22 protein-coding genes and 1 pseudogene are annotated in these 26,764 nt (G+C 41.1%); 10 read left to right on the top strand and 13 right to left on the bottom strand.

All coding sequences use genetic code 11. From position 1 onward, the window contains the following. Positions 1-27 precede the first annotated feature (27 nt). Positions 28-1,356 (top strand): 6-phospho-beta-glucosidase, encoded by a 1,329-nt coding sequence (locus C6Y01_RS14695; RefSeq protein WP_106038410.1) that lies wholly within the window; start codon positions 28-30, stop codon positions 1,354-1,356. Positions 1,357-1,389: 33 nt separating this feature from the next. Here C6Y01_RS14695 and C6Y01_RS14690 read toward each other — a convergent pair whose 3' ends face one another. Beyond that, positions 1,390-2,037: a DUF3885 domain-containing protein gene (locus C6Y01_RS14690; protein WP_095286001.1), complete on the bottom strand. Its 648-nt coding sequence runs from the start codon at positions 2,035-2,037 to the stop codon at positions 1,390-1,392. 113 nt (positions 2,038-2,150) lie between these two features. On the opposite strand from C6Y01_RS14690, the gene C6Y01_RS14685 reads away from it, so the two are divergent. After that, positions 2,151-2,357, top strand: coding sequence for a hypothetical protein (locus C6Y01_RS14685; protein ID WP_095286002.1), 207 nt, complete (start codon positions 2,151-2,153; stop codon positions 2,355-2,357). A 10-nt stretch (positions 2,358-2,367) separates the two neighbouring features. Here the strand turns inward: C6Y01_RS14685 and C6Y01_RS14680 are convergent, their stop codons facing one another. Both C6Y01_RS14680 and C6Y01_RS14675 read right to left on the bottom strand, forming a co-directional pair. After that, positions 2,368-3,282 carry an NAD(P)/FAD-dependent oxidoreductase gene (locus C6Y01_RS14680; protein WP_106038409.1) on the bottom strand — a complete coding sequence of 305 codons (915 nt, stop codon included), beginning with the start codon at positions 3,280-3,282 and terminating at the stop codon, positions 2,368-2,370. 64 nt (positions 3,283-3,346) lie between these two features. Next, entirely contained in the window at positions 3,347-3,784 is a 438-nt protein-coding gene (locus C6Y01_RS14675; protein ID WP_106038408.1) for an Rrf2 family transcriptional regulator, read from the bottom strand. 181 nt (positions 3,785-3,965) lie between these two features. Here C6Y01_RS14675 and C6Y01_RS14670 point away from each other — a divergent pair, with 181 nt between their 5' ends. Next, a complete protein-coding gene (locus C6Y01_RS14670; RefSeq protein ID WP_034664610.1) occupies positions 3,966-4,337 on the top strand; it encodes a hypothetical protein in 372 nt (123 codons plus the stop codon). Between the two features lie 147 nt (positions 4,338-4,484). Here the strand turns inward: C6Y01_RS14670 and C6Y01_RS14665 are convergent, their stop codons facing one another. Both C6Y01_RS14665 and C6Y01_RS14660 read right to left on the bottom strand, forming a co-directional pair. Further along, entirely contained in the window at positions 4,485-5,810 is a 1,326-nt protein-coding gene (locus C6Y01_RS14665) for a 6-phospho-alpha-glucosidase (RefSeq protein WP_106038407.1), read from the bottom strand. Positions 5,811-5,827: 17 nt separating this feature from the next. Further along, on the bottom strand, positions 5,828-7,417 hold the full coding sequence (locus C6Y01_RS14660) for an alpha-glucoside-specific PTS transporter subunit IIBC (RefSeq protein ID WP_106038406.1): 1,590 nt from the start codon (positions 7,415-7,417) through the stop codon (positions 5,828-5,830). A 148-nt stretch (positions 7,418-7,565) separates the two neighbouring features. On the opposite strand from C6Y01_RS14660, the gene C6Y01_RS14655 reads away from it, so the two are divergent. Continuing rightward, positions 7,566-8,330 carry a MurR/RpiR family transcriptional regulator gene (locus C6Y01_RS14655; protein WP_034664621.1) on the top strand — a complete coding sequence of 255 codons (765 nt, stop codon included), beginning with the start codon at positions 7,566-7,568 and terminating at the stop codon, positions 8,328-8,330. Between the two features lie 133 nt (positions 8,331-8,463). On the opposite strand, the pseudogene C6Y01_RS14650 reads toward C6Y01_RS14655, so the two are convergent. Beyond that, a pseudogene (locus tag C6Y01_RS14650) lies at positions 8,464-8,913 on the bottom strand (SMI1/KNR4 family protein); the annotation flags it as partial. Positions 8,914-9,023: 110 nt separating this feature from the next. After that, a complete protein-coding gene (locus C6Y01_RS14645; RefSeq protein ID WP_034664624.1) occupies positions 9,024-9,995 on the bottom strand; it encodes a tRNA dihydrouridine synthase in 972 nt (323 codons plus the stop codon). A gap of 634 nt (positions 9,996-10,629) precedes the next feature. On the opposite strand from C6Y01_RS14645, the gene C6Y01_RS14640 reads away from it, so the two are divergent. After that, positions 10,630-11,190 carry a hypothetical protein gene (locus tag C6Y01_RS14640; RefSeq protein WP_106038405.1) on the top strand — a complete coding sequence of 187 codons (561 nt, stop codon included), beginning with the start codon at positions 10,630-10,632 and terminating at the stop codon, positions 11,188-11,190. 167 nt (positions 11,191-11,357) lie between these two features. Here C6Y01_RS14640 and rlmD read toward each other — a convergent pair whose 3' ends face one another. After that, positions 11,358-12,737: a 23S rRNA (uracil(1939)-C(5))-methyltransferase RlmD gene (gene rlmD / locus C6Y01_RS14635; RefSeq protein WP_106038455.1), complete on the bottom strand. Its 1,380-nt coding sequence runs from the start codon at positions 12,735-12,737 to the stop codon at positions 11,358-11,360. A gap of 60 nt (positions 12,738-12,797) precedes the next feature. Continuing rightward, positions 12,798-13,706 (bottom strand): diacylglycerol kinase, encoded by a 909-nt coding sequence (locus C6Y01_RS14630; protein WP_034664632.1) that lies wholly within the window; start codon positions 13,704-13,706, stop codon positions 12,798-12,800. Between the two features lie 181 nt (positions 13,707-13,887). On the opposite strand from C6Y01_RS14630, the gene C6Y01_RS14625 reads away from it, so the two are divergent. Further along, entirely contained in the window at positions 13,888-14,841 is a 954-nt protein-coding gene (locus C6Y01_RS14625; RefSeq protein WP_095286007.1) for a nucleoside hydrolase, read from the top strand. Between the two features lie 30 nt (positions 14,842-14,871). On the opposite strand, the gene C6Y01_RS14620 is transcribed toward C6Y01_RS14625, so the two are convergent. After that, a complete protein-coding gene (locus C6Y01_RS14620; protein ID WP_106038404.1) occupies positions 14,872-18,096 on the bottom strand; it encodes an efflux RND transporter permease subunit in 3,225 nt (1,074 codons plus the stop codon). A gap of 131 nt (positions 18,097-18,227) precedes the next feature. Here C6Y01_RS14620 and C6Y01_RS14615 point away from each other — a divergent pair, with 131 nt between their 5' ends. Beyond that, positions 18,228-19,073, top strand: a complete 846-nt coding sequence (locus C6Y01_RS14615; protein WP_095286009.1) for a TetR/AcrR family transcriptional regulator — start codon at positions 18,228-18,230, stop codon at positions 19,071-19,073. A 181-nt stretch (positions 19,074-19,254) separates the two neighbouring features. Here the strand turns inward: C6Y01_RS14615 and gatB are convergent, their stop codons facing one another. Genes gatB through gatC form a run of 3 tightly spaced genes read right to left on the bottom strand, consistent with a single transcriptional unit; the run spans position 19,255 to position 22,461 of the window. After that, positions 19,255-20,685, bottom strand: a complete 1,431-nt coding sequence (gatB, locus tag C6Y01_RS14610) for an Asp-tRNA(Asn)/Glu-tRNA(Gln) amidotransferase subunit GatB (protein WP_106038403.1) — start codon at positions 20,683-20,685, stop codon at positions 19,255-19,257. 13 nt (positions 20,686-20,698) lie between these two features. Then, positions 20,699-22,156 (bottom strand): Asp-tRNA(Asn)/Glu-tRNA(Gln) amidotransferase subunit GatA, encoded by a 1,458-nt coding sequence (gene gatA / locus C6Y01_RS14605; RefSeq protein ID WP_106038402.1) that lies wholly within the window; start codon positions 22,154-22,156, stop codon positions 20,699-20,701. Between the two features lie 14 nt (positions 22,157-22,170). Continuing rightward, positions 22,171-22,461, bottom strand: coding sequence for an Asp-tRNA(Asn)/Glu-tRNA(Gln) amidotransferase subunit GatC (gene gatC / locus C6Y01_RS14600; RefSeq protein WP_106038401.1), 291 nt, complete (start codon positions 22,459-22,461; stop codon positions 22,171-22,173). Positions 22,462-22,884: 423 nt separating this feature from the next. Here gatC and putP point away from each other — a divergent pair, with 423 nt between their 5' ends. The 3 genes from putP (at position 22,885) to C6Y01_RS14585 (ending at position 26,742) form a co-directional block, all read left to right on the top strand. Next, positions 22,885-24,366, top strand: a complete 1,482-nt coding sequence (putP, locus tag C6Y01_RS14595; RefSeq protein ID WP_106038400.1) for a sodium/proline symporter PutP — start codon at positions 22,885-22,887, stop codon at positions 24,364-24,366. A 164-nt stretch (positions 24,367-24,530) separates the two neighbouring features. Then, positions 24,531-25,223 (top strand): MgtC/SapB family protein, encoded by a 693-nt coding sequence (locus C6Y01_RS14590; RefSeq protein ID WP_034664661.1) that lies wholly within the window; start codon positions 24,531-24,533, stop codon positions 25,221-25,223. Between the two features lie 112 nt (positions 25,224-25,335). Continuing rightward, complete coding sequence (locus C6Y01_RS14585; protein WP_106038399.1) at positions 25,336-26,742, top strand: alkaline phosphatase; 1,407 nt, start codon at positions 25,336-25,338, stop codon at positions 26,740-26,742. Positions 26,743-26,764 lie beyond the last annotated feature (22 nt).

Genomic DNA, 26,764 nt, shown 5'->3' with positions numbered 1-26,764 from the left:
GCGTTACATTATTCGGAGGTGCAGCACATGGCAAAAGGATTAAAGGTTGTCACAATTGGCGGAGGATCAAGCTATACACCAGAGCTTGTAGAAGGATTTATTAAACGATACGATGAATTTCCGATTAGCGAGCTTTGGCTTGTCGATATTGAAGCGGGAAAAGAGAAGCTTGAAATCGTCGGAAATCTTGCAAAACGCATGGTGAAAAAGGCAGGACTTCCAATCGAGGTTCATTTAACATTAGATCGCCGGAAAGCGCTTGCGGGCGCTGATTTCGTCACAACACAATTCCGTGTCGGACTTCTTGAAGCACGTATGAAGGATGAACGCATTCCTTTAAAATATAATGTCATTGGTCAAGAAACGAATGGTCCAGGAGGTCTATTCAAAGGACTTCGCACCATTCCAGTCATTCTTGATATTGTCAAAGATATTGAAGAACTGTGCCCAGACGCATGGCTTGTGAATTTCACCAACCCAGCTGGTATGGTCACAGAAGCCGTTCTTCGCTATTCAAACCATCGCAAAGTCGTTGGCTTATGCAACGTGCCAATCGGTATTCGCATGGGAATCGCCAAAGGACTTGATGTAGACGCAAGCAGAGTCGAAGTCAGCTTTGCTGGATTAAACCATATGGTCTTTGGACTCAATGTATTCTTAGATGGCAAAAGCATCATGGATCAAGTCATCGAAGACATGGCAGATCCAAACTCCAGCATGTCGATGAACAACATTCAAGCCATTCCGTGGAATGCAGATTTCTTAAAAGGGCTTGGCGTCATTCCATGTCCATATCACCGCTACTACTACAAAACAAGTGATATGCTGGCTGAAGAAAAGAAAGCAGCAGAGAATGAAGGAACTCGTGCAGAAGTCGTTCGTGCACTAGAAAATGACCTGTTCGAGCTTTACAAAGATCCTGATCTTGATATCAAACCGCCACAGCTTGAAAAACGAGGCGGTGCTTACTACAGTGATGCGGCTTGTAACTTGATTGCATCCATTTATAACGACAAGCATGACATTCAGCCTGTGAACACCATCAACAATGGTGCCATCAGTGACATTCCAAATGATTCTGCCGTTGAACTCAACTGCGTCATCACAAAAGACGGTCCTAAACCAATCGCTGTTGGTGAAATGCCAGTCGCTGTCAAAGGACTCATTTCTCAAATTAAATCCTTTGAACGTGTTGCCGCTGAAGCAGCCGTGACAGGCGATTACAACACAGCCCTTGTCGCAATGACGATCAACCCGCTCGTCCCATCAGATGCGATTGCAAAAAGCATCCTCGATGAAATGCTAGAAGCACACAAAGAATATTTACCACAGTTCTTCAATAAAGTAGAAGCATAAAACAGAACCGCACTTGTCAAAAGTGCGGTTTTCTTATTTCGCTGCAAACAGCCGGTCCATCTGAGCACGATCATAGTCTAATAGCCAGTGCTGTAAGCCCTCATAGACTGGCCGAAGACGCTCAGAATCTGACGCTATGAGATCACAGCCTCGATCATCATATAAGTGGAAAATCATCTGTTTCGAGAGATTGATGAGATAAATTTCATAATCAAGCTTCCCCTTCATGATTTGATTCGGTGCATAGAAATCCTCTCGGCACATGGCTTGTAGAAGTGGACGCAATCGAATATCTTGCAGCCGGCATTTCAGTGTAAATCTCTCCAATGTCAGTGGGTCATCTATTTCTGGTCGTACATAGGTCAAAAGCTCGTGACGCAATCGATTGCGTACTTGCTGGCGGACATATTTCTGATAAACTAGGAGCTTTTTCTTCGTTAATTCATGTTCATGCTGCGTATAGACATCCGTGACAAACAGAATATCGTCTTCTGGATCAAAAGCATATCTGACAATTTTCAAAGCACGATCCCCTGCTTTTTCTAATACAACTGATTCTTCTCCTAATGACCAATCTGCCACTTCAAAGCGAAGCCCAAAAGGCCATTGATAAAAAAGGGACGGTGTGAGGACAAGATCAGAAAAATGACTTTTTAAAAAACTATTGGTTTGATCGTTCATCTCATGTCCTTCCATTGGTTTTATTTATTATTTTACCGTTGAAACTGATGGAAATACAATTGGAAATAAACTGTCATTTCTTATATGATGGAAAGAGATGGAGGTGTGACCAATTGAAAAAATCAAAATGGTTTCTACAAGTGTTCCTCACAGCATTGATCACCATGTGGATACAGACTGGACTTGATCAGGCGAACATCATTCATATCACCAATATATGGGTCGATGCCAGCAGCTGGCTTCTTATCTTCTTTGTGATTTACGCACTTTTCGAATGGATTGCTCACGTCTTAGCAAAACGGAAAACCGCTCATCGCTGAACATCTCTTTTCATAGAGATGTTTTTTGTTGAAATTCCTCTTGCACAAGTTCATGGATGACGCCCATTCCTGCCTGGCTTCCAGCAGCTGCTGCAAGTACAAGTTGAGCAGGGCCGCCTAAATTGTCACCGCATGCAAAGACACCGCTGACGGTTGTACGTCCAAGAATATCTGTTTCAATGCCCGCATTTTTCGTCATTTGGCAGCCAAGTTTTTCAGCAAATGGAGCTGACTGCTTGAATTCACTTGCGACAAATCCGCCTTCTCTTTTCACCGTTTCCCCATTCGAAAGGTGAAGAGAGTGCATTTGTCCATTCTCATGATGAATTGACATAATCGGTACATCAATGACTTGTATAAAATGTGCTGATAGCAATGCCTGCTCCTCTTCAGCAAACACTTGCTGTCCATTCGTAAACACGATCAAATCCTTTGTCCAATTGGAAAGAAGTTTAGCCATATGCAAGGCGCGTGGGTTCTCAGCAATTAGGGCAAGCGGCTTGTCCTTTAGCTCCCAGCCATCGCAGAAAGGACAGCTAAACAACGTCTTTCCATACACGTCATGAATTCCCTTAATCTCTGGCAGTATATCCTGAAGTCCTGTTGCCAATATGATTTTCTTCGCTTCGAATCTTTCTCCCTCTTGTGTCAGTAACGTAAAGTTGTCCTCATTGTTTTGTATCTCAACAATTCTGCTTCGCTTTATTTGAATATGAGGGTAGTTTTGAATATCTGCCTCTCCCGCTTGTCTGATCTCAAACGGTGTCATTCCATCGTTTGTAATAAATCCATGTGATTCCTGTGTCACTCGATTTCTTGGCATCTCGTCATCGAATACAATGACCTGTTTTCTGCCCCGCCCCACAACAAGTGCTGCACTTAATCCGGCTGGCCCGCCTCCGATAATGGCACAATCTAATAACATGTAAATCTCTCCTTTTTATTAAAGATTTTAAAGACTCTTAATATCTATAATTAGTTCAAAAAAATCACATGTTGAAAAATGGATTCTTTTCTGTCTGCTTAATTTGGCTTGCAATATCAACTAACCGCTTTTGACTTAACGTCTCCTGCATTTTTGTTTCAACATCCTGCATGACCTGTTCAATCAAACAGTCATCATGAGGCATGAAAGAATCATGCTCTAAAGAACAGCGAAACAAATTCGTTTGCCCTTCTACAGCCTGAATGACGTCTAAAAACGAAATGTCTTCCTTCTGTTTCATAATGGCGTAACCACCTTTTGCACCAGGTGTTGATTCAATCAATCCTGCCTTTACAAGCTTTGTTAAAATTTTAGATAAATAGGTGGGTGAAAGATCTTGCATTTTAGCAAGAGGCTCAACGCCAATTGCTTTCCCCTTCGGCGCAAGAGTTAAAAACACCATCGTATGAAGTGCATAGTTGGTCGCTTTAGAATATTTCATAGGAACATTCCTTTCTATCTATTATAGACCTTTTATATCTGTAATTGATCATAAAAGATTCAAGAAGAAAAAGCAAGTGTTGTGGATCTGCTTCTTTTTTCATTCCACATTTCGCATTTTCTTCCGATAATAAAGGTAAGCACGAATAAAATTTTGATGAAAACTAGAAGGAGTGAAGAAAATGTCAGATCAACAGCACAATGCAGCACACGAAGAAGAAGAGGAATTCAATGTATACGACATGCTTCCGCCCGCAGGAACAATCATTGGTGAAGCAACAGAAGAAGAAATGGAAGCTGCGGCAGCATTAGAAGTGAGACATGTCGCGTTCATGCGCCTTCAAGATATGTTCATTCAATTTGATGGCTCGTCTTACAAAGACTTATTAAAAGACTTCCAAGAATTCGAATATGATTCTACAAAATTCTGGAGAGGTATTGCTAAACGACTTCAAATTCCATACGAATGGCCAATCCGACTCGACCACGCAAACGGTCCAATTTATATTGGTGAAACAGAGGATAGCCGTGAGGTTGAGGAGAGTGCAGAGTAAGGAATTGGGGACCCCCTTTTTGGTGAGGGGGTCTTTTAGTACCAAGTGAAAACCACTTTGTCGCCATCACAAAAAAAGCGGAATACATCGGTTGAAAAAACAAATAAGCATATGAGCGATGTAACGCCCATATTGCTTATTCTCATGTTATGTTAACTCTGGCCAAAATGCTTTATTTGCCAAAATTAAGTCGTCTAATATATCTTTTGCTACTTTAGCACTCGGCACCGTTTTCGATAATGTGATGGCCTGCCATAGTTTTTGATAGGAACCTTCTTCAAATGCTTCTACTACTAATTTTTCTACGCCAACTTGCTGCTCCATGAGACTTTTTTGAAATCTAGGAATTTCTCCAACCACTAATTTTTCTGGACCGCTGCTGCCAACGATACAAGGAATTTCGACCATGGCTGTTGGGTCAAAGTTCATGATGGCGCCATTGTTCTCTACAATCATCAGCATCCGTTCTTTTTTATTAAAAGCAATGGCTCTTGCTAAATCAACGATATAGGAAGCGTGTTCATCGATGGTTAGCTTTGTTTCCTTCGCACTCCCTTTATCAATGATGGCCTGACATTCACTAAAAACAAAAGCTTCCCGCCCCTCCATCACTTCATTGGCACGCGTGAACTCTATGTTTGAATGTGCCACTTCTTCATCTGGAAATAGATAGTATTTCAAATACGTATTCGGTACCGTTTTTGGATCAAGTGCTTGAATATCTTTGGCCTTTTTTAATGTGCTGTTCCAGCTCTTCTGCTGTTCTAGTTCAGATGTTCCATCTGTTGCATAACCATGCTGGCTTACATGCTTAATCACCTCAGGCATTAAGCTATTTCCTGCTTTATCTCTAATATCTGTCCACCAGCCAAAATGATTCAAACCATAGTAATCTACTTCCAGTTCTTTACGTGAAGATAAGCCTAAATTCTTTGCAATCAATTCTTCGATTCCAATTGGCATATCGCATATGTTTAAAATCTTGGCATTCGGTCTTAGCTTACGTGTTGCCTCTGCTACTATAGCTGCAGGGTTAGAATAGTTTAACATCCAAGCTTCAGGTGAGTATTTTTCCATATAATCGACAAGTTCTAATACACCTGGAATGGACCTCATTCCGTAAGCTATTCCGCCTGGACCGCATGTTTCCTGTCCGACGACTCCATGCTTCAATGGAATTTTCTCATCTAATTCACGCATCGCATATTTGCCGACACGGATATGTGCCATCACAAAATCGACTTGAGTAAAGGCTTCTTCTGGGTCCGTGCTTGCCAGTAACCGCACTTCTGGTGCTCGTTCTTTTAACATAATCTCACATGCATCTGCAATCGTCTTTTGTCTAGCTTCATCATTATCATAGAGTTTAATTGTATGAATTGGGAACTCCTCTAGATAGTTTAACAGCATCAAAATGATCCCTGGTGTAAATGTACTTCCGCCTCCAGCAATGGTAATATTAAATGTTTTCATGATATCCAGCTCCTTTTTCAATTAAATGAAAGTTTTGCCTCAAAGGACTCTCTCACTTGCGGTACACTTAAGCCAACAATGATTTGAATGCTTTGACCACTCTTAGCTATTCCGTGTGCCAGTTTATTTTTTGTAAAGTATTCCCTATCTTTCACCAAGCTAGGGTCAATCACTGTAATACGCAGACGCGTGGCACAGTTTGTCACATCTTTAATGTTTTCTTTACCGCCAAGGCCTTCTAAGAAATAAACGGCTTTCTCTTCATACTCAGACGCATAAACGGGCGCTTCCTTTTTGTCATGACCCTTTTTATTAGCATTCTCATAATCTTGTTTTGTATATAGCCTAGTCTCCTCCTCATGTTTTCGACCTGGTAATGGAATATCAAATTTCACAATCATCCATCTAAATATGACAAAATACAATGCTGTAAATAGACATCCAATCATGGCTTGGATCAGATAAATCCCTCCATGATTTGAAGAGAGCGGAATCCAGTTCAACGCAGCTATCTCAATAAGCCCGGAACCCATCATTCCGACAACACCAAACATATTCATGATTGTCACCATGGTGGCTCCAAGAAGTGCATGTATCACAAATAAATAAGGTGCGAGAAATAGAAATGTAAATTCAAGTGGTTCTGTAATTCCGGCAAATATTGCTGTTAATGTGGCGGGTAACACCAATGCCAAAACCTTTTTTCTATTTTCTTTCGGGGTAGAAAAATACATCGCTAGAGCTATCCCTAAACAGCCGAACATCTTAATATTTCCATGCAGTAAAAATCCGTATGGATAAAGATTTTTCAAATCGGAAGTTGAGGTCGCAAATTCATTTAAGTGAGCAATCCAATATGGTTTTAACCCCCCATTTACAGCAGCTGGACCAAACTCAAAAGGTGTATAAATAAAATGGTGAAGTCCTGTTGGAATCAACACCCTTTCCAAGAAATGAAACAGCCAGACACCAATATAACCAGACTGTGACATGAACCCTTGGAGAGATTGAATCCCTTGCTGAACATAAGGCCATACAAAAGCAACGATAAAAGCAATAGGAATCATCACAAAGAATCCGATGATGACAACAAATACAAGCCCCTGGAAAATCCCGAGCATTTCAGGCAGTTTTTGATCATAAAAACGATTATGGATCCAAATCACGATTCCAGATATCATAACCGCACCAATGATACTTGTATCGAGCGTAGGTATACCCGCAATTTCTTTTACACCCGCTACGTTCTCGACACCTTGCGATAAATCTACACCAAAAGTGGACGGCCAAAGTGTCAAAATAGCATGAATATAATTGTTAAACACAAGATAAATCATCAAAGCTGCGAGCGTAGCACGTGCTTGCGCTTTTTTTGCAAGTGAGATGGGCAAGCCAATCACAAATGCCAGCTCCATATGATTGAAGATCGTCCATCCCCCGCTTTCAATCAGTGCCCAAACCTTATACCACGTCGTACCTTCTGCAGCCATTTCCCCCATAATCGCTGGATTCTTACATAAAGTCGCAAGGCCTACAACAATACCAAAAAATGCGAATAAAAGTACAGGAACTACCATAGCACTGCCAAATCGCTTGATTGCATTCATAAGCATCACCCCTTTGTTTGATCCATAAGACCACTGTAAAGGAAGCGCTTACAAAAACCAATAGGTTTGACGTATTTAGAAATCAAGTTGTAACATTAGATTATATTTTCACAGGAAGAAAATATTTTCATGTTGGAGGGCACATCGCATGATATTGGACAAGCTGGTAAATGAATACTTCGAAGATTTAAATAAGAATGACCTGCACATTATTAAAACCATTCACGATCACCTTGAAGAAATGAAGACAATGAAAATTCAGGATCTTGCTCATTATGCTCATACTTCCATCTCATCCATCCATCGGCTTGCCAAGAAAATAGGCTTCGACGGCTACAGTGACTTAAAGTCTTATGTGAAATTGAATAATCATACTGAAGAAACAACACAAGATTTAATGAAGCTGCTCGATCAAGATATCCAGCAGACAAGGAAATATATGGAGCAGCTGGACTTTCATCAATTAAATCAACTGATTGATCGCGCAACGTATATTTATATTTATGGTACAGGAACAGCTCAGCTCGATTTGGCCAATGATGTACAACGACAGTTATGGTCACTGCATAAGAAATCTCAAGTTTTACGAAGTAAGCGAGACTTAACAGATGGAATCGTTGAATTTGGTGAGGATGACCTTTTATTTATCATTTCTTTATCAGGCGAATCGAAGAATTTAGATGAAATCATTCAATTGGTGAAAACTAGACATATCAAATTTATCAGCATGACCACATTGAGGAATAACCTCCTTGCACAAAATGCCATGTTTAACATCTATGTAAGCAGCACCCCGTTTCCTTTGTATAACAAAGTGGACAACTCAAGCTTTCTGCCATTTTACATTGTGGTAGATATTATCGTCAGAAAATTTAGTGAGTGGAAATGGAACCAATTGAATAATAGGACTTAAAAATAACAGGTACAGTTTTGGAGTGAAGTGGTGAAATAATTCATTTTGCTTCATAAAAAAAGAGAGACACTTTTGTCTCTCTCAAAAAACACCAAAATATTTTTCTGAAATAAGTGATGACTGCTCAATGTTATTCAGCAGTATAATGCCCAGCAAGCAGTTCATCAAACGAATCCGCTAATTTGAAATCCGTCTCATATTCTAGATCAAAGTAATGAATGGGCGGATGCTCCTTTGTTTCTCTGTAATCCAATGCAATCCACGTATGACCATCTCCACAAATCAGCACAAGTCCCTCAGGCAATTCCCATTCTTCTATTAAATAATCACTATCCATAATGCCTTCATTTTTAGCAATTCCTCTTAAATGATCAAATGACACATGATCCTCTGCCCATCCATTCGGCTGGTCCGTTAGAAAAGCATTATGCAAGGTATAACCGCCATTTTGTTCAAGAATAAGTTTCTTATATGTATCAGGCAGGATGACGCCTAGCTTCTTTTCCGCTTTTGCAATTCCTTTCTCATTGATTTTATTAAATGTCTCTTCACTTTCTCTGTCTTTATCCCAAAATGATTTCAAATAAAATACCTCCAATTGTTATTTCTATCTTATCTTACCATTTGAGACGACTAGTTTAATAGTCCTATTCATAGAAAAAAGAGAAGGGCTTCTCCTCCTCTTTTCAATCGTTATTGTTCTTTATTTCTCGCTTCAAATTCATCCAGCATTGCACGCACTTCATCTGTTGATGATGTGTTCATTAATTGATTTCTTAGGAAACTCGCTCCTCTGAATCCTTTCACATAAATCTTAAAGAAACGGTGCAGTGCCTTGAATGGACGCAAGCCTAGTGATGAATATTGATCATGAAGATCAAGATGCAATCTTAAAAGGCCTAGCAGCTCATCACTCGTATGCTCCTTCTGTTCTTTTTCAAAGGCAAATGGATTATGGAAAATCCCGCGCCCAATCATCACTCCGTCCACTCCATACTGCTCAGCGAGCTTTAAGCCCGTTTGACGATCAGGAATATCACCATTGATGGTCAAAAGAGTATCAGGTGCTACTTCATCACGAAGTTTTTTTATCTCAGGAATGAGCTCCCAATGTGCATCCACTTGGCTCATTTCTTTTCTTGTGCGGAGATGGATTGATAAATTCACAATGTCTTGCTCCAATATGTGTCTGAGCCACCCGCGCCATTCATCGACCTCTGTAAAACCAAGTCTTGTTTTCACACTGACAGGTAACCCCCCAGCTTTTGCAGCCTGAATCAGCTCTGCCGCAACGTCTGGACGTAAAATCAATCCACTGCCCTTCCCGTTTTGCGTGACATTCGGGACAGGACAACCCATATTAATATCAAGCCCCTGAAATCCTAACTCCGCCATTCCAATGCTCATTTGTCTAAAGTTCTCAGGCTTGTCTCCCCAAATATGAGCAACAATTGGCTGCTCATCCTCTGTAAACGTTAAACGCCCTTTCACACTTTGAATCCCATCCGGATGGCAATAGCTCTCGCTGTTCGTGAACTCTGTAAAAAACACATCAGGTCTCGCCGCCTCACTCACAACATGACGAAACACAACATCTGTCACTTCTTCCATTGGTGCTAATATAAAAAATGGCCGTGGTAAATCACGCCAGAAATTTTTACTCATCTTTCATCCAATTCCTCTCATGACATAGCGCCTTAAAGGGCATGTTTCTTCTATAAAATCTTTCAGCAATTTTTATCATTATATACTTTAGTAAGGATTCAACGCAAAAAAGGAGCATAAAATGAACATTAACAAAATGCTATCAGCACTTTATAAAATATCAAAAATTTGAGGAGACGTAAACGCCGTTCAAAAAGGTACTACTGGAAAACGTGTCATGCGACGGGCAGCAGGTAATGCATCTGGCAAACTAATAAAAAAGATATTCAAATAAAAAAAGCCCTATGCAGGGGCTTTTTAAATTGTAATTGCCTTTTCTGTTACATGATAAGTATTAGAAGTAATGATTTTATCAAGCGACCAACCGGCAGCGAATAACACAGAAAAAATTGTTAAACTGATACTTAACTTTTTCCCTTTAGATATTCTCTATTCAAAATATATCACGTTATATAAAATACAGTACTAAGATACAATTCATTCTTAATATGGTTTTTGTTACAATTTTTGTGTATTGCATAATAAGAGTGATTTTCTTAAAAGACCTATACGAATTTTAGAAATATTTCACTGGTTTTTCTTAAAAGTAATAAGTGCTATTAGTTTCTAATAGCGCTTTTTTATGGAGGTATTCATGTCTTTTTCTTACGTGATTTCATTGACTTTTTTAATACTCCTTTTAGTGTCTATCATACTCTATACTTTTTTCAGAAAGAAAAACGTTGTAGATGAAGCCCCTGGCGCTATTGCTGCCGTTCTTCTTATTTTACTAATATTTTTTTCCCTAAGTTTCGTTATTGCCCTTCCAACTGTTATGCTTTATCTAGTCTCATTGGGAGTGAATTTTCTTTTCGGTGAATACATCACTTATGATTCATTTTTCTCTTTGATTAACTTTTCATTGTTAGTCAGCATCATCGTGATTTTTTGGTCATTTATAGTTTTATTTATAGGGAAAGGAATCACTTTTTTGTTAAAGCTCCCAAAATGGATGATTTATATTTTAGAATTTTTTGCTTCGTGGGCTCTTATTTACTTCACGATTAAATATGTACTAAATTTGGAGAAAATTGAAGTTTCTATATGGGGAAATGGTGTATTGATTTTATCTTTCTTTGTTAGCTTTTTATACATCGGACTTGATATCATATCCTCTGCGCTGGATCAAAAAAATCAGAAGAACATAGAAGAATAGCCCCCCATCCAATAAAGGACACGGGGCTATTTACTCATAGATATTATTTTATACCGCTTTTCTAACACTGCTGATAGCATCTTTGGACCATAGATGCTATCAGCAGAAAGCCTATGCATCATCCTGATATCGATGTTTTTCTCGAAATCGGGATGTCTCTCAATACATTATTGATTAAGCATAAGACTTGCCACACATTCCACATGACTCGTATGCGGGAACATATCTACAGGCTGCACTTCCTCTGTCACATACCCGCCATCTTCAAGAATACACAAATCACGAGCTAGCGTTCCTGGGTTACAGGAAACATAGACAACTCGGTTTGGTTTCATTTTTAAAATGGTGTCAAGTAGTGCTTCATCACAGCCCTTTCTTGGCGGGTCGACAACGAGGGTGTCTGCTTTGATGCCTTCTTTATACCAATTTGGGATGACGGTTTCTGCTTCACCGACTGCGAATTCGACGTTGTTGATTCCGTTTAAGGCAGCGTTGCGTTTTGCATCTTCAATCGCTTCTGGCACAATTTCTACGCCATATACTCTGCCTGCTTTTTGTGCGAGAAATAAGGAAATCGTACCGATTCCACAATACGCATCGATGACAGTTTCTTCTCCTTGCAGCTCGGCATATTCAAGCGCTTTGTCGTAAAGCACCTTAGTTTGGGCTGGGTTCACTTGATAAAACGAGCGGGCTGAAATGGCAAATTTGATGTCGCCAATCGTGTCATAAATGTATTCTTCTCCCCATAAAACAGTCGTTTCGTCTCCGAAAATGACATTTGTTTTCTTAGAATTCACGTTTTGCACAATTGACCGAACGTGTGGGAAGCGTGCTATAATCTGCTCAATCACCTGCTGCTTTTGCGGAAAGTCAGCCGTTCTTGTGACAAACACAACCATCATTTCACCTGTTGCAATACCGTAGCGAACCATCACATGACGCAGCCAGCCTTTGTGCCGCTCTTCGTTATATGCTTTGATGCCAAACGCATTGCATATGTCTTTTACTGCCTGTACCACTTCGTCATTTTCTGACTGCTGAATCAAACATTTTTCCATATCAATGATTTCATGGGTACGCTGCTGATAAAATCCTGCAACAAGTCCGCCTTCCCGTTCGCCAACTGGAACTTGTGCTTTGTTTCGGTAATTCCAAGGGTCTTCCATGCCGAGTACAGGATGAACTTTTACACGGCTCATATCAAGCTTGCCGATCCGCTCTAAAACGTCCTTTACTTGTTTCTGTTTAAATAGCAGCTGGCCTTCATAGCTCATATGCTGAATTTGACAGCCTCCGCACTGCTTGTAGATAGGACATGGCGCATCTTGCCTGTGCTGACTTTCTTTTGTCAGCTCCATGAGTCGCCCAAAAGCAAATCCTTTTTTCACACGTGTGACCTTGATTTTCCCTTGTTCGTCAGGCAGGGCATTCGGTACAAATACAGGGAACCCTTCAATTTTCGCTACACCTGCACCCTCGTGCGTTAAGTCTTCGAAGGTTACATTGTAGTATTCATTCTTTTCAACAGGCGGTTTCATTTTCACCAATTTTATCACCTCATTTGCAAAGAAAAACTTGGCGCCATAAGGAACCAAGTTCAATCTCTACCCTATTTTTTCAGCTGTTGCTTTTGGCACTATAAATTCTATATGACGATACAGGTTTTCAAATTCACCTGGCAGCATGCCGCCGAATTCGCCATCTAAATTTAATTGCATTTTATCTTTTACATCTACCTTCACGCGATTCGCTTTTGCGTAGATGACATTGTTATCATGAATATGCTCGCCTCGCAGTGCAAGGCTGACTACTCGAATGGCTTCTGCTAAATTGACCTTCTTTAAAATAATCAGGTCAAACATTCCATCATCTAAAATGGAATCTGGCGCTAGCTTTTCAAAGCCGCCTACTGAATTTGTGAGTGAAACAAGAAACAGCATGATTTCTCCATGAAACAATTTGCCGTCATATTCAATTTCGACTTCTGTCGGGCGGATAGAAGGAAGCATCTCCATGCCTTTTAAATAATAAGCAAGCTGTCCAAGCATTGTCTTCAGCTTACTAGGCACTTCATAAGTGAGCTCTGTTAACCGGCCGCCGCCTGCAATATTAATAAAATAATGGCCGTTGACTTTACCGATATCAAGCGGCTTCGCTACACCATCAATAATGGCATCTGTCGCTTTTAAAACACCTTCTCGTGGAATGCCAAGTGCTCTTGCGAAGTCATTTGTTGTTCCAACAGGAATGATTCCTAGTTTTGGTCTTTTTTCAAGCGGTGCTAGTCCGTTGACGACTTCATTGATCGTGCCGTCTCCACCTGCTGCTACAATTAAATCAAAGTCTCTCTGTGCAGCTTTTTCAGCTGCTTGTGTCGCATCTCCTGCACATGTGGTTGCATGACAAGATGTTTCATAGCCAGCTTGTTCAAATTTTTGCAAAACCTGCGGCAAATTCTTCTTGAAGAGTTCACGCCCAGATGTCGGATTGTATATAATTCGAGCACGTTTCATTCATCATCATCCTATATTCATTATGCAATCTATTTTCACCACTAACAACCTTTAATTATACTATGAGATTTGAAAATGGCAACAGAACAACCAGCTAATATGAGAAATCTCCTGCCACATTTCACTCAGCAAGAAAGCATTCTGATAAGATAAAAGAAAACGCTCTAAAGGATGGTATGCGATGAAAAAGCCTGTCTATTTTAATCATGATGGCGGTGTTGATGACCTCGTCTCGTTATTTCTTCTCCTTCAAATGGAACATCTGAAAGTGATCGGGACGTCTGTGATTCCTGCTGATTGTTATTTAGAGCCTGCTCTCAGTGCGTCTCAAAAAATCATTGATCGATTTAGCCCCTATGAAATTGAAATCGCTGCTTCAAATTCTAGAGGCGTCAATCCTTTTCCGAAAGAGTGGCGCATGCATGCTTTTTATGTAGATGCCTTACCTATTCTAAACGAGAAAGGCATTGTAGATACAAAAGTGTCCAAGCTTCCAGCACACCTTCATTTAATCGAAACCGTTAAAAAGGCAGCAGAACCTGTCACGCTGCTCTTTACAGGCCCACTCACAGACCTTGCACGCGCCTTAGAAGAAGATCCTTCAATCTCTAATCAAATTGAGAAATTGGTGTGGATGGGCGGTACGTTTCTTGAAAAAGGCAATGTTGAGGAACCCGAGCATGATGGGACAGCAGAATGGAATGCATTTTGGGACCCTTATGCTGTCAGCACTGTCTTCCAGGAACGCTTTCCTATTGAAATGGTCGCACTTGAAAGCACGAATCAAGTTCCGCTTACACTTGATGTGCGTCAGCGCTGGGCTTCCCTTCGTTCTCACATTGGGATTGATTTTATTGGGCAGTGCTACGCCTTTTGTCCACCGCTCATTCATCATGAAACGAATTCGACCTATTATCTATGGGACGTGCTGACAACGATGACACTTGCTTCTTCATCATTTACCCGTTCAAAGGAAGTGAGCGCGATCGTTTATACCGAGACGCCAAAGCAAGGACGTACAGAAGAACATCCAGATGGAAAGTCAATACAAGTGATTGACCATGTCGATCGTGATGCCTTTTTCCAAGCATTTGAAGAGCTCATGAGAAAAGCTGTTTGTCAGATTTCAACATAAAAAATCCCCGCCAATGAGCGGGGATTCCTCTTATTCTTCTTCAGCGTACTTTTTCTTACGTCTGAACTTGCTTAAAATTTCATACACGATTGGGACGATGACCAATGTGAGAAGTGTAGAACTTGTTAAACCGCCGATCACGGTCACGCCAAGTCCTTTTGATACGATCTGGCTTCCGCCTTCAAATCCTAATGCGAGTGGCAGCAGTGCACCGATCGTCGCAAGTGCAGTCATTAAGATTGGACGTAATCTTATTGTTCCTGCTTCAAGTAAAGCTTCTCTTGTTGAAAGACCTTCTTTTTCTTTATGAATCACTCGGTCAATCAACACAATGGCATTTGTCACAACGATACCGATCAGCATAAGCAATCCAATCATAGCGTTTAAGCTGATGGTTTCTTTTGCTAAAAACAATCCAACGAGTGCGCCAATAATCGTAAATGGAAGTGAGAAGAGAATCGCAAATGGTGCAAGACCTCCGCCAAATGTGATGACGAGAACGAGGTACACAATGGCAATCGCTGCAAGCATTGCAAGTCCAAGCTGTGTAAAGGATTCCTCAATATCCGCACTTACGCCGCCTGTGTCAATCGTTACGCCAGACTTCACATCAAGCTTGTCGACTTTCTTCTGAACATCCTGTGTCACACTTGAGACGTTGTCTGTTGTCATGTCACCAGACACTTCTGCGTAGATTTTTCCATCACGTTTTGTCACCGTATTTGCTGTCGTACCATCTTTTACTTTTACGACATCACCAATCCGGACTTCTTGTCCTGTTGGTGTTGTGATCTTTTTATTTTCTAAATCTTTTTTGCTCTTATATTCGTCTTTTTCGGTTTGAAGCTTCACATCAAGTTCTTTGCCGTCCTCTGTGACTTTCGTCAGTGTTGTTTCACTATTTTGAGGGGCAATCGCTTGAGCGATTTGTGAAGCAGTTAGTCCCAGCTTCGCCAGTTTTTCTTGATCTGCATTAAACGTATATTCATCGTATTTCTCAGATAAGCTTGTGCTGACATTTTTTAAGTTTTTCTCATCTTTTAAGATGTTCTCGACATCTTTTACTGTGCCTTCAATATCGCTTACTTTGTCACCGTAGACATAGTACGTTACTGTATTGCTTGCGCCAGCAGACGAGAAGTCTTGTGATTTCCATTCCCCTTTAGACGTTTTATCCTGCAGGGCTTTGACCACTTTATCTTTTTCTTTATCAAAGTTTGGCGTGTCTTCATCATATTGTACGAAGAATAACGCACCGTTCGAGTTGCCGCCTACACTTGCTGTAAGCGCATTTGAAGAACCTAGTGAATATTGAACAGTATTGACATGGTCACGTTTGATCAAGTATTCTTCTGCTTTTTTCGTTTCATCGATTGCTTGTTCTCTCGTTTGTCCCGGCTCAGGTGTATATGTCACCATTGCCGTCTTTTCTACTTCCTGTGGTAAGAAGCTGACACCGACAAGTGGTGCTAAGAATAAGCTTCCGACGAGCATAAGAATGGCAATTCCTGATGTGATCCATTTATGGTTCAGTGTCCAATTGAGTACACGTCTATAACCGCCAGCAAGCTTGCTTGGTTTATGCTCTTTTACTTTTTTCGCTGTGCCGTACAGGTTCTTTTTAAATAAACTGTGTGCCATCATTGGAACAATCGTAATGGCGACAAGCAGTGAAGCAAGTAAAGCAAACACAATGGTTAGAGCAAATGGGATGAATAGTTCACCAATCATTCCACCTACTAATGCTAACGGTAAGAATACCGCAATCGTCACAATCGTCGAAGACATGATCGGGATAAACATTTCTTTTGTGGCTTCTCTGACGAGTGCTTTGCCTTTTAACGGTTCATCCTTTAACGCCATTCGTCGATAGATATTTTCTATGACCACAATCGAGTCATCGACCACACGCCCAATGGCGACGGTCATGGCACCAAGTGTCATGATATTTAATGTAATATCCAACTGATTTAATAATAAAACAGCAATCAACAGAGATAACGGAATGGAGATGACCGAAATTAATGTTGATTTGATATCTCGAAGGAACAACATAATGATAATGATCGCAAAGATTGCTCCGATGATTGCCTTGTTTAGCATTGTGCTGACAGACTCTTTAATCGGCTCTGCTTGATCATATGTCGTGCTTACTTTGATTCCTTTGTTGTCTTTTTTGAATTTCTCAAGCTCTTTTGTCACTTCTTCTGCCACACTCACGGTATTGGCATCAGAGCCTTTGACAATTTGCAGACCGATGCTGTCTTTTCCATTCGTTCTAGAGATCGATTCTGCATCTTTTACTACTTTAATATCCGCAATTTCAGAAAGCTTGATCGTCGGCAGCTCTACAGATTGACCGCTTGCTGCTCCTCCACCAGTTTGCTGCTGAGCTGCTGCCTGTTGCTGACTTGCATTTCCAGCCTGCTGCTCCGCACCTTGCGCACCTGGGTTTTCAGCGCTGCTAGATGGTGCTCCAGCTCCAGCGCTTCCCGCACCGCCGCTTGCACTTGGTGTGACAGGGATTCGCATGTTTTTCAAATCTTTGACGCTTAAAATATTGCCGTCCACGACAACTGATTTTTGTTTGTTGCCAAATGTGTATAGACCTAATGGTACATTGACATCAGAGCCTTTAATCATGTTTTGGACGGTTTCTTCATCTAAACCGTATTCTTTCAATTTCTTTTGTTTAAAAGAAAATTCTACTTCTTTGATTTGCTGTCCTGAAGCTTCGACAGAAGAGACACCTTCTAATCCTTCAATGGAAGGAACAAGGTCGTTTTCTACTTTCTGTGTAAGGTCTTCTAATGATTCTTTATCACCAGAGACACTGATTGCTAAGATTGGAATTGCGTTAATGCTAAAGCGTGCGATTTTTGGTTTTTCTGCATTTTCCGGAAAATTGATATTGCTAATCGCATCTTCAATTTCCTTCTTTGCTTCATCCATGTCTTTGTTGTAGTCGTACTCGATTTGAATAGATGAGGCATTTTCAAATGAATTGGATGTGACCACATTGACTCCGTTGAGGTTTTGAATAGACTTCTCAATTGGGTCGGTCACCTTATCTGATACTTCGTCCGGCGTTGCGCCAGGATACGTTGTAGAAACCGTAATGACTGGAGTGTTGATATTCGGGATTGATTCTTGTTTCATATTCAATCCGGCATATAGACCAGCAACTGTTACGATAATCGTCATGAGCCATACAGCGAACTTATTCTTTAATACAAAATTGATGATCGAATTCATTATGTCCTCCATTTTCCTTTATGTATTGACTGACTGGTCATTCTATATCATAATAAACGGTGATATACAATGCCGTCAACCATTTCACTTGCGTTTGACGTAACATTCTAAAGCTGAAGGGGCCTTATTTCATGAACGAAAAAAAAGAAAAAATCATTAAAGCAAGCATCCAGTTGTTTGCGAAAAAGGGTTTTTCTTCTACGACCATTCAGGAAATTGCAGATGAGTGCGGAATATCAAAAGGCGCATTTTATTTACATTTCAAATCAAAAGAACAGCTTTTCAATCGAGCCTTTGAATATTATATCGACACGTCTATGCAAAGTATTGAAACGATTCGAAAAGAGAATCAGCATCTCGCGCCGAGAAAGATCTTCCAGAAACAAATCGCTGAACAGTTTCAGCATTTTGCTGAGAACAAGGATTTTATCATTTTGATCCTCAGCGAGAACATTATTCCAGAAAACCAGCAAATTAAAAAGTATTCAAAAACAGTGAAAAAGCAAATGAATGATGAAATTCAAATTTCCATCTTGACCACTTATGGACAGGAGATCGAACCATATATAACTGACCTGTCAGTCATGATTCAAGGAATCATTCAATCGTATGTGCAGGTCCTGCTTTTACAAGATCAGATGCAATTATCATTTGATGAGCTTTCTTCCTTTATACTCGAACGATTCGATGATTTGGTCCAAGGCTTGCTTCGTTCTCAGACGAAACCGATCCTGAAGCAGACCATTTGGGACGATGAAGCGCCGAGTGCTGCTTCCCTTCAAGAGGAGCTTCGTTTGTTAAAGCTTGAGCATCTGCTTTCTGATGATACCCTTGTATCCATTGAAGTCATTGAAGAAGAACTGGTGAAAGCTGAGCCTCGTAAGCCAGTCATTCAAGGGATGCTGACGAATTTAGAAAAGTGTGAGGACCCTGCTGTCTTAAAAGTAGTGGAACAATTGAAGCTGTTTCTTCAATAATATTACGTGCTGTTTTTCCGGTTAGTTCACCTTTATCCCCCTTCGAATGTGCACTTTCGCTTATACTTCATTATAAGAAAAGAATCTCCGAATTGATATACGGCGGTGGTCTGAATCTATGATAAGACCCTGTCCTTTCAAGCAAAAAAACCGCCTCTTCTCATGAGGCGGTTTTTGCTATTTAGCGTTTTTTGATTTCTTCTAGGAGAATCTTGTTGACCATCGGCGGGTTTGCTTGTCCCTTCGATGCTTTCATGATTTGTCCGACTAAGAAGCCAATCGCGCGGTCTTTTCCATTTTTAAAGTCTTCGATGGATTGCGGGTTGTTATCAAGTGCTTCTGTGACTAGTTTGAGCAGTGCACCTTCGTCAGAAATTTGGACAAGTCCTTTTTCTTTGACGATTGTTTCTGCGTCTCCTCCATTTTCAATGAGCTCTTTGAATACCTTTTTGGCAATCTTAGAGGAAATCGTTCCTTTTTCAATGAGTTGGATCATTCCAGCCAGCCCGTGCGGCGTTAGCTTTGTATCTTCCAGCTCTTTTTGAGCAGAGTTTAAGTAGGCAGATACTTCACCCATCAGCCAGTTTGAAGCTTGCTTCGCTTCTGCACCTTCTGAAATGGTTGCTTCAAAGAAATCAGACATTTCTTTTGTCAGCGTCAGCACCATGGCATCATATGCAGGAAGTCCAAGCTCATCGATGTAGCGTTTGCGCCGCTCGTCTGGAAGCTCTGGAATGGATGCTCTTACGCGTTCTTTCCACTCGTCATCAATGTACAGCTCCACCAAATCTGGTTCTGGGAAGTAGCGGTAATCATCTGAGCCCTCTTTGACACGCATAAGGATCGTCTTTTTAGACGCTTCGTCATAGCGGCGAGTTTCCTGTTCAATCAAGCCGCCAGATAGCAATACTTGCTCTTGGCGTTTCTCTTCGAATTCAAGACCTTTTTGTACGAAAGCAAACGAGTTCAAGTTCTTGAGCTCTGTTTTCGTTCCAAACTCTTCACGGCCGATCGGACGAAGTGAAATATTGGCATCACAGCGAAGTGAGCCTTCTTCCATCTTACAGTCAGAAACGCCTGTATATTGAATAATGGATTTTAGTTTTTCTAAGTACGCATACGCTTCTTCTGGTGTCCGAATGTCTGGCTCAGATACGATTTCAACAAGCGGTGTGCCTTGTCGGTTGAAATCGACTAGTGAATATCCGTCGCCTGTGTGCGTCAGTTTACCTGCATCCTCTTCCAAATGGAGACGCGTAATACCGATTCGTTTTGTTTTGCCTTCTACTTCAATTTCAATCCAGCCGTTTTCACCGATCGGTTTATCAAATTGAGAGATTTGATACGCCTTTGGGTTATCAGGATAGAAGTAGTTTTTGCGGTCAAATTTTGTATCTGTTGCGATCTCACAGTTCAGCGCCATGGCCGCTTTCATCGCAAAGTTTACCGCTTCTTTGTTCAATACAGGCAGTACGCCAGGATATCCAAGGTCGATGACACTTGTTTGCGTGTTGGCAGCTGCACCAAAAGGTGTCGGCGAGCTGGAGAAAATTTTCGATTGTGTTTTTAGCTCAACGTGGACTTCAAGTCCAATTACCGTTTCAAAGTTCATTCTGATTCACCCCTTACAGTTCAGGTTTTGTTTTATGATGATCTGTTGCTTGCTCGAAAGCGTGAGCCACGCGGTAAACCGTTCCTTCATCAAAGTGCTTGCCAATGATTTGCAGTCCTAACGGAAGACCATTTGCAAATCCACAAGGCACACTGATTCCTGGAACGCCTGCAAGGTTCACAGGGATCGTTAAAATATCGTTCGCGTACATAGTCAGTGGATCGCTTGTCTTTTCTCCAATGTTAAATGCAGGAGTTGGCGTTGTTGGCCCTACAATGACATCATACTTTTCAAAAACATCTTCGAAGTCTTTTTTGATCAATGTACGGACTTTTTGCGCCTTCTTATAGTATGCATCATAATATCCTGAGCTAAGAGCGAATGTCCCAAGCATGATGCGGCGTTTCACTTCGTTACCAAAGCCTTCAGAACGTGTATTTTTATATAAATCAATCAGGTTGTCTGCATTATCTGTACGGTAGCCATAGCGGATGCCGTCAAAGCGCGCAAGGTTCGCGGATGCTTCTGAAGAAGACAGTAAGTAGTAAGTCGCAAGCGCATATTTAGAATGCGGCAGAGACACTTCTTCCCATGTTGCACCAAGTCCTTCTAATACTTTTAACGCTTTGAGAACAGACTCTTTTGCTTCCTCGCCAACACCTTCTCCAAGGTATTCTTTTGGCACTGCAATTTTCATGCCTTTGATGTCTCCAGTTAATGAAGAAAGAAAATCTGGGACGTCGACATTTGCGCTCGTTGCGTCCATTTGATCGACGCCAGCAATCGCTTGAAGTACGTATGCGTTGTCCTCTACGTTACGCGTAATCGGCCCAATTTGATCTAATGAAGAAGCAAATGCAATTAAACCGTATCTAGATACACGGCCATATGTCGGCTTCAGTCCCACAACTCCGCAGAATGATGCCGGCTGGCGAATCGAACCGCCTGTATCTGATCCAAGTGAGAATGGTACTTCACCTGCTGCAACAGAAGCTGCTGAGCCACCACTTGATCCACCTGGAACAGTGTTTAAATTCCACGGGTTTTTCGTTGCTTTGTAGCCTGAGTTCTCTGTAGAAGATCCCATCGCAAATTCGTCCATATTTAATTTACCGATTGTGACTGCTTCCGCATCTCTCAGACGATTGACAACCGTTGCATCATAAATAGGGTCAAAGTTTTGCAGGATTTTACTAGATGCTGTTGTACGTAAATCCTTTGTGACGATGTTATCTTTCACACCGATTGGCATACCGAACAATAGACCAAGCTCGTCCTTTTCACCAACTGCCTCGTCCAATTCCTTTGCATACGCACGAGCTTTCTCTTCGTCCAGTGCAAGGAATGCTTGTACTTTCCCGTCTACTTCATTGATTCGTTTATAAGACTCGTCCACTAAATCAGAAACAGACAGTTCCTTTTTATGTAAAAGCTCTTTTAATTCAGAAATTTTGTGATCAAACAGTGACATGTCTCAGGCCTCCTTTAGTCCAAAATTGATGGCACACGAATATAGCCGTCTTTATGATCAGGCGCGTTTTTGATGACTGCCTCAATGGAAAGACCTTTATTCGGAACATCTTCTCTCATGACGTTTTTCATTTTTAATACGTGTGTTGTTGGTTCAACGTTTTCCGTATCTACCTCGTTTAACTGCTCTGCAAATGAAATGATGCTATCAAGCTGTTCAGTAAACATTTCAGCTTCTTTTTCTGTAATTGCAAGCCGTGCCAAATGCGCCACGTGCTTTACTTCTTCTATTGAAATTCTAGACATGCAGGTTCACCTCCAAAAATGATACGTGTTCGTGGTCATGATCATAAGTCATATACACTTTATCATATCAAATTTTACTGTTCTAAAGCAACTTTACGCAGGCGCAGCAAGAGGCCTTTTCTCTCGAAGCATCATTGTCATCCAACTGATAAAGAAAATATTCATACAGATCACCTTTTATTTTCAGAAAATTTTTACTTTTACTTACCTTTGTAAGCGCATACAAACTGATTCGCATCACCGATCTGTCTATTTTTTCTTCAAAATGTGGAGGTTTAAGAAGGTTGATCACTTGGGAATACTCTGTTAGGTTAAGTAACCATAGCAGTGAGCAGGGCATTCAATCAAAAAACCAGCCCTGACACTTCTGTATATTTTGATTGAGGTGATGTCAAATTAATACGAAAAAGGTGAGAACACAAAATGAGTATTGAAGTTACAATTTCCTTATCTATTTATTTTATCGGGATGCTTGCCATCGGTTGGTATGCATTCAGGAAAACACATGATTTAAATGATTATATGCTTGGTGGACGCGGACTTGGTCCATTTGTTACAGCTCTTTCAGCAGGTGCTGCGGATATGAGCGGCTGGATGCTGATGGGTGTACCAGGTGAAATGTATAAAACAGGTTTATCGACAACCTGGCTTGCGATTGGTCTCATCGTCGGTGCTTACTTGAACTATCTCATTCTTGCACCTCGTTTACGTTCTTATACAGAGATTGCTGATGATGCCATTACGATTCCTGATTTCTTTGATAAACGATTCAAAGGATCATCTTCTTTATTAAAAGCTGTATCAGCCGTCATCATTTTAATTTTCTTTACACTGTATACATCGTCTGGGATGGTATCAGGCGGACGTTTATTTGAGTCAGCATTCGGTGCACACTACATGTTTGGACTGATTTTGACGTCAAGTATTGTTATTTTGTATACATTGTTTGGTGGATTCCTGGCAGTGAGCTTAACGGACTTTGTCCAAGGAGCTATCATGTTTTTAGCATTAGTGCTCGTGCCGATCGTTGCCTTTACACAATTAGGCGGACCTGTTGCCACATTCCAAGATATTCAACAGATTGACCCTAAATTGCTTGATATTTTTAGAGGAACGAGCGTCATTGGCATTATATCCTTCCTCGCTTGGGGACTAGGTTACTTTGGACAGCCGCATATTATCGTGCGCTTTATGGCCATTACGTCCGTCAAAGACTTAAAACCAGCACGCCGCATCGGAATGAGCTGGATGATTATTTCAGTAATTGGTTCACTGTCTGTCGGTTTAGTTGGTGTTGCCTATGTTCATGAAACGGGTATGAACCTTGCTGACCCAGAAACCATCTTTATCGTCTTTTCTAAAGTGCTGTTCCATCCATATATCACTGGATTTTTACTTTCTGCCATTTTAGCGGCGATTATGAGTTCAATTTCGTCTCAGCTGCTTGTCACAGCAAGTGCGATGACAGAGGATTTATACAGAACGTTCTTTAGAAAAAAAGCATCAGACAAAGAGCTCGTGATGATTGGCCGTATGTCTGTACTAGTTGTCGCTATGATAGCCCTTTGCCTCTCACTTAATCCAAGTGATACCATTCTTGATCTTGTCGGTTATGCGTGGGCTGGATTTGGTTCTTCATTCGGTCCAGTCATCTTACTTTGCCTATACTGGAAACGAATGAATCATCATGGTGCCCTAGTTGGGATGATTGTTGGTGCGGTAGTGGTTCTCACATGGATCACGACAGGCCTTAACCATGCAACCGGTATTTATGAAATGATTCCTGGCTTTACGTTAAGTGGTTTAGCTGCCATTATTGTGAGCTTAATGACCAGTAAGCCGACAAAAGCATCAAAACAGCTGTTTACTAAAATGGAAAATCATCTTGAAGAAGAAACAAAATAAAGAACATGAAGGGTCATCTGCCTTATGCGGATGACTCTCTTTTTAAAAATAAAAAGCTTTTCTTTCTTCCGATTCTGAATAAAATAAGAGTTGTGCAGCCATATGGGCTGTGAGAAGATCATATACATGATGTGAAACGTACATGAAGTGAAGGAGCGATACGCATGTTTTGGACAATTGAATGGGATACAGTCTTAAAATTAGCCGTGGCCACCTTAATCGGTTTGATTATTGGGCTTGAACGAGAGCTGAAGAAAAAGCCCCTCGGCTTAAAAACGTGTATTGTCATTGCTGTCAGCTCCTGCGTGTTAACCATCATCAGCATTGATGCAGCCTACAATTTCCCTCGAGTCTCTAAGCTTCAAATGGACCCACTCAGGTTACCGGCGCAAATTATATCTGGTGTTGGTTTTATTGGAGCAGGTGTGATTCTGCGAAAAAGCAATGATGTCATCTCAGGTCTTACAACTTCTGCGATGATCTGGGGAGCAGCAGGACTTGGGGTTGCAACAGGTGCAGGATTTTATAAAGAAGCCTTTCTCAGTCTTTTCTTTATTCTGATTAGTGTCGAATTTCTACCATGGCTCTTCCAGCGGATCGGGCCGATTCGCTTACAGGAAAAAGAAATCCGCATCAGAATGTCTCTTTCTGATCGAAACCGCATGACGGATATTTTAAAAGAAATGAAAGCCCTCAATATTCGCATTCATTCTGTTCGAATTGATGATTTAACAGAAAAGAACTATCCGATTATGGAAGTACGCGTACGCGTGCATAAAGATCGCTATACAACCGATGTGTACTTTGATATTAAAGATCTAGAAGGCGTCGTTGGCGTGAAGTGTGATACGGTATAAAAGGTGATGGGACAAAAGTCTCTTCGCCTTTTTTTATGGGAAAAGGGTTGAACCATTGCCTTCATTCAAATAAAATACAAATTATGAAATAAATGATAAAAGGGGATTTTTCATGGGCTCTATGGATCGTAAAAATCGTATTTTTCTTATGTGTGGGATTCTAGCGGTACTCGTCTTAGCTGTTCTATTGACCTCACATGATGTCACTCCCGTATCAACAAAAGCAGCAGACAAGAAACAAACGAAAACACCAAAAAATATTATTTTTATCGTTGGCGATGGAATGGGGATGCCCGTGATCAAAGCCTACCGCACATTCAAGCAGAAAAAGCTTGGTTCTACAAAAGCACAAACCGTCTGGGACCCGTATTTAGTCGGGATGCAGACCACACATCCAGATGATCCTCGAGATAATATTACCGACTCAGCAGCCGCAGCCACGGCCATGGCGACTGGGAAAAAGACATACAATGATGCCATCGCCGTCAACCAAGAAAAAGAACCTCTTAGAAGTGTCGTTGAAGCAGCAAAGGAAGCACAAATGAAAACAGCCTTTGTTGTCTCATCTGACATCACCGATGCAACACCTGCCGCTTTTGGCACACATAACGTCTCCCGAAAAAACAAAGAACAAATTGCAGACCACTTTTTTGATGAGAAAATAGGGGGAGAGCACAAAGTTGATATCCTTCTAGGTGGCGGAATGCAATATTTTGATCGAAAAGACCGTAATCTTGTGCAAGAATTTAAGAAGAGCGGGTATTCCATTCTACGATCAAAAGATGATTTAACCTCTCAATCATCTTCGAAAATGCTCGGCTTATTCCAGGAGGACGAGCTGGATCGAGCCATTGATCGTCCAAAGCATGTGCCTACTTTAAAAGACATGACGCAGGCAGCATTAACCCAATTAAATCAAGACAACCTGCATGGATTTTTTATGCTGCTTGAAGGCAGTACTATTGATTCTGCTGGACATGAAAATGATGTGGTCGGCGCCATGAGTGAGATGGAGGATTTTGAGAAAGCAGTTCATGCGGCTCTTCAATTCGCTAAAAAGGATCAAGAAACCCTCGTCGTCATCACAGCAGATCATGCGACTGGAGGATTTTCCTTTGGCGCAGATGGCATGACAAGTGAGACCGGCTATAAATGGGACCCAGCACCCATTCTAGCTGCTAAGAAAACGCCTGTGTATATGGCAAAGAAAATCGCAGAGGGTCAATCTGTACGTGATGTCCTTCACACCAATATTGATTTCGCGCTCACAAAAAAGGAAATCTCACAGGTGGAGAAAGCGGCACATTCAGGGAAGGCCAGTACGATCCAACTCAGCATTCAACATATCTTTGATCAGCGTTCTTTCTCAGGCTGGACAACCTTTGCCCATACAGGTGAGGATGTCCCTGTCTATGCATATGGACCTGGTAAAGCAGCATTTCAAGGCTGGATCGATAATACAAAGCAAGGAAAGAACCTGTTTCACATCATTGAATCACCGTCCACCTATCGCCCATAAAAAATAACCCCCGCCTCATCAC

It is taken from the genome of Bacillus sp. NMCC46 (genome assembly GCF_002998465.1).
Lineage (GTDB): Bacteria > Bacillota > Bacilli > Bacillales > Bacillaceae > Bacillus.
Note: the sequence above shows the minus strand (reverse complement) of the source record. Positions and strands in the feature narration are given on the sequence as shown.

What these genes read in the sequence shown, in the direction of transcription:
- C6Y01_RS14695 (WP_106038410.1), top strand. Translation starts at nt 28, where the DNA reads ATGGCAAAAGGATTAAAGGTTGTCACAATTGGCGGAGGATCAAGCTAT.
- C6Y01_RS14690 (WP_095286001.1), bottom strand. Translation starts at nt 2,037, where the DNA reads ATGAACGATCAAACCAATAGTTTTTTAAAAAGTCATTTTTCTGATCTT.
- C6Y01_RS14680 (WP_106038409.1), bottom strand. Translation starts at nt 3,282, where the DNA reads ATGTTATTAGATTGTGCCATTATCGGAGGCGGGCCAGCCGGATTAAGT.
- C6Y01_RS14675 (WP_106038408.1), bottom strand. Translation starts at nt 3,784, where the DNA reads ATGAAATATTCTAAAGCGACCAACTATGCACTTCATACGATGGTGTTT.
- C6Y01_RS14670 (WP_034664610.1), top strand. Translation starts at nt 3,966, where the DNA reads ATGTCAGATCAACAGCACAATGCAGCACACGAAGAAGAAGAGGAATTC.
- C6Y01_RS14665 (WP_106038407.1), bottom strand. Translation starts at nt 5,810, where the DNA reads ATGAAAACATTTAATATTACCATTGCTGGAGGCGGAAGTACATTTACA.
- C6Y01_RS14660 (WP_106038406.1), bottom strand. Translation starts at nt 7,417, where the DNA reads ATGAATGCAATCAAGCGATTTGGCAGTGCTATGGTAGTTCCTGTACTT.
- C6Y01_RS14655 (WP_034664621.1), top strand. Translation starts at nt 7,566, where the DNA reads ATGATATTGGACAAGCTGGTAAATGAATACTTCGAAGATTTAAATAAG.
- C6Y01_RS14645 (WP_034664624.1), bottom strand. Translation starts at nt 9,995, where the DNA reads ATGAGTAAAAATTTCTGGCGTGATTTACCACGGCCATTTTTTATATTA.
- C6Y01_RS14640 (WP_106038405.1), top strand. Translation starts at nt 10,630, where the DNA reads ATGTCTTTTTCTTACGTGATTTCATTGACTTTTTTAATACTCCTTTTA.
- C6Y01_RS14630 (WP_034664632.1), bottom strand. Translation starts at nt 13,706, where the DNA reads ATGAAACGTGCTCGAATTATATACAATCCGACATCTGGGCGTGAACTC.
- C6Y01_RS14625 (WP_095286007.1), top strand. Translation starts at nt 13,888, where the DNA reads ATGAAAAAGCCTGTCTATTTTAATCATGATGGCGGTGTTGATGACCTC.
- C6Y01_RS14620 (WP_106038404.1), bottom strand. Translation starts at nt 18,096, where the DNA reads ATGAATTCGATCATCAATTTTGTATTAAAGAATAAGTTCGCTGTATGG.
- C6Y01_RS14615 (WP_095286009.1), top strand. Translation starts at nt 18,228, where the DNA reads ATGAACGAAAAAAAAGAAAAAATCATTAAAGCAAGCATCCAGTTGTTT.
- gatB (WP_106038403.1), bottom strand. Translation starts at nt 20,685, where the DNA reads ATGAACTTTGAAACGGTAATTGGACTTGAAGTCCACGTTGAGCTAAAA.
- gatA (WP_106038402.1), bottom strand. Translation starts at nt 22,156, where the DNA reads ATGTCACTGTTTGATCACAAAATTTCTGAATTAAAAGAGCTTTTACAT.
- gatC (WP_106038401.1), bottom strand. Translation starts at nt 22,461, where the DNA reads ATGTCTAGAATTTCAATAGAAGAAGTAAAGCACGTGGCGCATTTGGCA.
- putP (WP_106038400.1), top strand. Translation starts at nt 22,885, where the DNA reads ATGAGTATTGAAGTTACAATTTCCTTATCTATTTATTTTATCGGGATG.
- C6Y01_RS14590 (WP_034664661.1), top strand. Translation starts at nt 24,531, where the DNA reads ATGTTTTGGACAATTGAATGGGATACAGTCTTAAAATTAGCCGTGGCC.
- C6Y01_RS14585 (WP_106038399.1), top strand. Translation starts at nt 25,336, where the DNA reads ATGGGCTCTATGGATCGTAAAAATCGTATTTTTCTTATGTGTGGGATT.